This is a genomic window from Geoglobus sp. (assembly GCF_054018175.1).
Genome location: NZ_JBPLZQ010000068.1, coordinates 1 through 5,223, shown reverse-complemented (window position 1 = coordinate 5,223; position 5,223 = coordinate 1). Strand labels below are relative to the sequence as shown.

At 49.9% G+C, this 5,223-nt stretch carries 7 protein-coding genes, 1 tRNA gene and 1 pseudogene; 5 read left to right on the top strand and 4 right to left on the bottom strand.

Annotated elements, in window-relative coordinates; genetic code table 11:
- A pseudogene (locus ACXJJC_RS05615) lies at window positions 1–483 on the bottom strand (radical SAM protein); the annotation flags it as partial.
- Window positions 480–1,478 carry a nucleotidyltransferase family protein gene (locus ACXJJC_RS05610; RefSeq protein WP_456370015.1) on the bottom strand — a complete coding sequence of 333 codons (999 nt, stop codon included), beginning with the start codon at window positions 1,476–1,478 and terminating at the stop codon, window positions 480–482. The gene ACXJJC_RS05610 and the pseudogene ACXJJC_RS05615, both read right to left, overlap by 4 nt.
- A 73-nt stretch (window positions 1,479–1,551) precedes the next feature.
- On the opposite strand from ACXJJC_RS05610, the gene moaC reads away from it, so the two are divergent.
- The 4 genes from moaC (at window position 1,552) to ACXJJC_RS05590 (ending at window position 4,012) form a co-directional block, all read left to right on the top strand.
- The gene (gene moaC / locus ACXJJC_RS05605) at window positions 1,552–2,019 is read left to right on the top strand and encodes a cyclic pyranopterin monophosphate synthase MoaC (RefSeq protein ID WP_456370013.1); all 468 of its coding nucleotides are present in this window, start codon (window positions 1,552–1,554) and stop codon (window positions 2,017–2,019) included.
- 28 nt (window positions 2,020–2,047) lie between these two features.
- A complete protein-coding gene (gene ilvC / locus ACXJJC_RS05600) occupies window positions 2,048–3,052 on the top strand; it encodes a ketol-acid reductoisomerase (RefSeq protein ID WP_456370012.1) in 1,005 nt (334 codons plus the stop codon).
- 216 nt (window positions 3,053–3,268) lie between these two features.
- Window positions 3,269–3,577 (top strand): hypothetical protein, encoded by a 309-nt coding sequence (locus tag ACXJJC_RS05595; RefSeq protein ID WP_456370010.1) that lies wholly within the window; start codon window positions 3,269–3,271, stop codon window positions 3,575–3,577.
- Window positions 3,578–3,580: 3 nt separating this feature from the next.
- The gene (locus tag ACXJJC_RS05590) at window positions 3,581–4,012 is read left to right on the top strand and encodes a transglutaminase-like domain-containing protein (protein WP_456370017.1); all 432 of its coding nucleotides are present in this window, start codon (window positions 3,581–3,583) and stop codon (window positions 4,010–4,012) included.
- Window positions 4,013–4,163: 151 nt separating this feature from the next.
- Here the strand turns inward: ACXJJC_RS05590 and ACXJJC_RS05585 are convergent.
- A tRNA-Met gene (locus tag ACXJJC_RS05585) sits at window positions 4,164–4,236 on the bottom strand.
- Between the two features lie 43 nt (window positions 4,237–4,279).
- The gene (gene hisH / locus ACXJJC_RS05580; protein ID WP_456370008.1) at window positions 4,280–4,861 is read right to left on the bottom strand and encodes an imidazole glycerol phosphate synthase subunit HisH; all 582 of its coding nucleotides are present in this window, start codon (window positions 4,859–4,861) and stop codon (window positions 4,280–4,282) included.
- A gap of 123 nt (window positions 4,862–4,984) precedes the next feature.
- Between hisH and ACXJJC_RS05575 the strand changes: the two genes are divergently transcribed.
- A partial coding sequence (locus tag ACXJJC_RS05575) for a hypothetical protein (RefSeq protein WP_456370007.1) occupies window positions 4,985–5,223 on the top strand: 239 nt, incomplete at its 3' end.

The window sequence follows — 5,223 nt, the reverse complement described above, 5'->3', positions numbered from 1 at the left end:
CTCAATCTCGCAGATAACGTGGGGAAAGTCGGGGTGCTGTGTGATCATCTTCGCCCCTAAAAGTGAAAACTCGTTCACGAAGTTCCTTGTGTGGTCCCTCACCGTTCCACCGAGAAGCTCGTAGAGTCTGTGTTCGAAAGGAAATTCGACTATCTCGTAACCCTCTATTTCCTCCTCTATTTCAAGAGTTATTGGCCCCACGAGGATTTTGTCCTTTTCTGGGGCGATTTCCGGCAGTTCTCTGAGTGAGAGTGGATTACCTCCAAGGTATTTTCCGGGAACGGCTATTCCTGCTATAACTATCACTCTGTCAGCCTTCTCGAGAATTCTTGGATTTCTCCTGTACTCGTCAGCGGTGATGTAGAACCACGGCAGCCTCAGCTTCTCGAGCATACCAGCGACATACCTCGGGTACGGCGATATGTACGGTGGAACTCCGAGGCACGAGGGCTCGTCAACGTACCCGTCGAGTATTGCTATCATTCTCCCCTCTGTATCTTTGCATGTCCGCCAATTATCGAGCCACTGAGTTCGAGATTCCTTATCTCACACTTCTCGTCTATTATGCTCCTCCACACCTTGGTCTTCTTCAGCACCACACCATCGAAAATAACTGAGTCGCTGATATCGCTGGCCTCAATCTCGCAGTTTCTTCCTATGTACGCGTAGGGTCCGATTATGCTTCTCCGTCTGATCACAACACCCTCCTCTATAACAACTGGCTCGATGATCTTCGAGGTCCTGTCTATCTCCACGTCCTCGCTTACGTGGTTTTTCAGGTATATTTTGAATGCCTCGAGGTAGCTGTCAGGATTTCCCACGTCGTACCAGTTCCCGTTGTCGAACACGAATCCGTAAACATCTCGCTTCTCTATGAGCCAGGATATGAAGTCTCCCAGGTTGTCTCTCCTCTCGCCTCTGACATACTCACCGAGCATGTCCTTCGTCTCCCTGTCGAGAGCGTAAATTCCTATTCCGGCGAGGGTGCTCTTGGGCCTTTCTGGCTTTTCCTCGAAGGAGACTATTCTGTCCCCGTTCAGGATTGCGATTCCGTACCTCTTTGCGAGGTCGGGATCGCCGACATCGTAAAGCGCAATAAGCGGCTTTTTCAGGCTCTCGTATTTTCCCACGAACTCTTCGAGGCCAAACGAAAAGATGTTGTCACCTGCAATTACGAGTATGTCATCATCAATCTCTTTTGACACCTCGTACAGAGCCCTAACGGCGCCGAGTTTCTCCTCCTCTTTTGTTGTGTTCTCGACGATCAGTTCAACATCCTTGTCTCTTGCCCACCTCTCAAAATCCTCCTTGAACCTCAGGTTGGTGGAAACGATGATCTCGAAGCCGAATGGTTTGGTCTTCTCGTATATGTAGTCTATGATCCTTTTCTTTCCGAGCGGGAGAAGCGGTTTTGCCTTGGTTTTCGTGATGGGCCAGAGTCTTGTAGCGTACCCTCCTGCCATGATTACTGCCTTCATTGTCCTGTTGATTGGATGCGTATATAAAAAAGATATCGGAAACATTAACTAATTCCTGCGGAGAGTATCTGTCATGTTCACGCACATTGACGATAGCGGCAGGGCGAGAATGGTTGATGTCAGTGGCAAGGACAGCGTCGTGAGGGTGGCAAGGGCAGAGGGCAAGATCTATCTGAGGAAGGAGACTGTTGATGCTATACTCTCCAACAGGGTTGCCAAGGGGAATGTGCTGAACACTGCAACTGTGGCAGGTATTCTTGCGGCGAAAAAAACGTCGGAGCTAATTCCGATGTGCCACCCACTCCAGATATCGAGCGTTTCCGTGGATTTCGAGGTGTTCGAGAAAGGGGTTAAGGCAGTCTGCGAGGTGAGGTACGTGGGGAAGACCGGAGTGGAGATGGAAGCACTTGTGGGGGTGACGACTGCTCTTCTGACAGTCTGGGACATGGTGAAATCTCTCGAAAAGGACGAAAATGGACAGTATCCGGTGACGGAAATTTCGGGTGTGAGGGTTGTGGAGAAGATCAAGAGGGAAAAATGATTTAAATTTGCGTATGTCACTCTAAAGCATGGCGAGGATATACTACGATGGAGATGCGGATTTGGAGCTCCTGAAAGGTAAAACCGTGGCAGTCATCGGATACGGGAGTCAGGGACACGCACACGCCTTGAACCTCAGGGATAGTGGTGTCGATGTTGTTGTCGGCCTTTATGAGGGGAGCAGGAGCTGGAAAAGAGCCGAAGGTGATGGTCTCAGAGTTGAGACCGTCGAAAATGCCGTTAAAGATGCGGACGTAGTTATGATGCTCATTCCGGACACCGTCCAGCCGGCAGTTTACAGGAAGTACGTTCACGATGGATTAGAGGAGGGCAACATGCTCATGTTTGCTCACGGGTTCAACATTCACTACCAGCAGATAATCCCGCCAAGCTATGTTGATATTACAATGGTTGCTCCAAAAAGCCCCGGGCATATTGTGAGAAGGATGTATCAGGAGGGCAAGGGAGTTCCGGCGCTCGTCGCGGTTCACCAGGATTACAGCGGAAAGGCCCTTGATCTCGCTTTAGCTTACGCGAAGGCCATTGGGTGCACGAGGGCCGGGGTGATTGAGACAACCTTCAGGGAGGAGACAGAGACTGATCTCTTTGGAGAGCAGGTGGATCTGTGCGGTGGTGTTGCAGAGCTGATCAAGGCAACCTGGGAAACGATGGTTGAGGCAGGATATCAGCCTGAGGTGGCTTATTTTGAAGCCCTCCACGAGCTGAAGCTTATTGTGGACCTGATCTATGAGGGTGGAATATATGCAATGTGGTATTCCGTCAGCGATACGGCAAAGTACGGAGGTATGACGAGGGGCAGGAGAATAATTAACGAATCTGTGAAAGAGGAGATGAGAAAGATCCTCAGGGAGATTCAGAGTGGTGAGTTCGCAAGGGAATGGATTCTCGAGAACATGGCAGGAAGACCGAGCTATTCCAGACTCCTTGAAATGGAAAAGAACCACCCCATTGAGGAGGTTGGGAAGGAACTCAGGAAAATGATGCCGTGGTTAAGGGGCATAGATGTCGAGTAGATTTGCTGCGTTTTTCAAAGGCATTTACTCAGCACTTCGTGATTTCTTGTTTTATTTCTACTTTGTCCGTTTTTAACGTCCCTGTCTGGGAATTATGCAAGAGTGTACTTGTTGGCGAGCTCTTTCAAATTGAGTTGTTTGCAGGTAATTGTCTCACAATTTAATAAAAAACTTAAACAGAAACCCATAATAACAATATCGCAAAAATTTGTACTTATGTCTGGGATTTACTCTGAACTCCGGTTACTGCTGTACTCACTTCTGCTTCTAACTCCTGCACTTACTGCAGGCTGTTCCGATGATTTTACGGCAGTTTACGGTAGCGGCAGTCCTGATTTAAACGTGATCTCGCTCGAAAGAAGCCTTGTGGAAAGGTACCGGTTTCCCGTAAGCGTGAACGATATCGAGAGGATTACCGACGAGCTGCACGGCAAGGTCGCACCAGATGACCCCACAGTGGTGGAGCTCGCAGACACGATCACAGGGGGTTTGGGCAGCAGCCCTTCAGGGATTATGGCCGTGTAGGCCATCTATTCTTACGTGCAGAGCAACTGGACGTATGTGGAGGAATCCGAGAAATTTGCTCAGATTTCGTCTGCACCGGAAATAATTGAAAGGGGGCTCAGAGGTGGATCGCTCGACTATTCCATTGTTATGGCATCACTGCTTGAGGCCGCAGGATTCAAAGCGAGAATTGTATTCGGGTGTGATCTGAATGAGGGAATCTGCAGAGCCTGTCCGGAGGTGTTTGTTGGAACTGAGGAGGAAGCGAAGCAGCTCCTTGAGGGGCTATCGGAAACCTTTCAGGACAGGATATACTATACGCATGATCCTGAAGGTGGTTACTGGCTCAGTCTGGATTTGGGAGGCGAACACATCGGAGGAAAGCCCTCAATCGACAGGGTGTACCTGATCGTTTATCCGGTGGAAAAGAGATGGGAGGTTGTGACAGGGGGCTGATTATCCTTTACATTTCAGTAAGGGATGAGGAAGTCAGGGATACGGACGAGATAGGCGAGGATGTGTTCGCTGAGCTGAATCTGAGCAATAGAGCCTGTGGCTATGGATTTTTGGGATATGGGTATGTAACAAACTGAACCTGAAGAACAACTGCCGAGGGGGGGATTTGAACCCCCGACCTCCTGATTATGAGTCAGGCGCCCCGCCAGCTAGGCTACCTCGGCCCAGGTCGGATTTGACCGAGAGGATTATTAAAATTTTTGGAAGCTATATGCTCTCGACGAAGTTTCTCAAAACCCTCAAACCGTTCCTACCGCTCTTCTCTGGGTGGAACTGCAAACCGACGTAGTTGTCCCTCGCTATCGCAGATGGAAACCTGATCCCGTAGTCTGTGTAGCCTATGACGTTCTCGTCTGCAGTCTGGTAGTAGTACGAGTGGACGAAGTAGAAGTACCTGCTCTCAAGGCCGTCGAAGATCTCGTGGTCTCTGAACTCGACCTCGTTCCATCCCATGTGGGGTATCTTGCCAACGCTCTCTGGAAACCTCACGACCCTGCCCTCGACAACGTTCAGCCCTCTGTGCAGCCCGCCCTCTTCACTGTATGTGGCAAAAAGCTGCATTCCGAGACAGATTCCCAGGACAGGTACGCTCGCTTTGGCAATGTAGTCTGAGAGGGCTCCGAGGTTTTTTATGGCCGTCTCAAATGCCCCCACGCCGGGCAGAACGATCGCGTCTGCGCTTTCCACATCCTCGACGCTGGACGTAACTCTGACTTTCCCGCCCACCTTTTCGATTGCCTTGCTTATGCTCTTCAGGTTTCCTGCACCGTAGTTGATTATTGCGATCACGTAGCACCAGTTTTCCGGTACTGATTTAAACCTTTTCATGAACTCCCCAGGGTTGCCCGGCCTATTTAAGCGGGAGAAAAATCTCGCAAACAATAAATACATGCTATCATCATGTTCTGTTGAATGATGAGCCTCGAAGACGAATCTTCGCATGAGGCAGAAAAAGTATGCTGTAGCATCTTCCAGAGGTTCAGCGTTGATGAGCTCATGAGACTTGTGAGGGAGAGTCAGGAAGATGTGTACATCCTCCTTCACAGGGAAGACAGGGACTTTGTGGACATCTACATCGGAAAGAACAACAAGGACTTCGGAGAGTTCATAGCAATCCCTCTGCCGAAGAGGTTTGCGGTTCTCGAGCCCGA

What these genes read in the sequence shown, in the direction of transcription:
- ACXJJC_RS05610 (WP_456370015.1), bottom strand. Translation starts at nt 1,478, where the DNA reads ATGAAGGCAGTAATCATGGCAGGAGGGTACGCTACAAGACTCTGGCCC.
- moaC (WP_456370013.1), top strand. Translation starts at nt 1,552, where the DNA reads ATGTTCACGCACATTGACGATAGCGGCAGGGCGAGAATGGTTGATGTC.
- ilvC (WP_456370012.1), top strand. Translation starts at nt 2,048, where the DNA reads ATGGCGAGGATATACTACGATGGAGATGCGGATTTGGAGCTCCTGAAA.
- ACXJJC_RS05595 (WP_456370010.1), top strand. Translation starts at nt 3,269, where the DNA reads ATGTCTGGGATTTACTCTGAACTCCGGTTACTGCTGTACTCACTTCTG.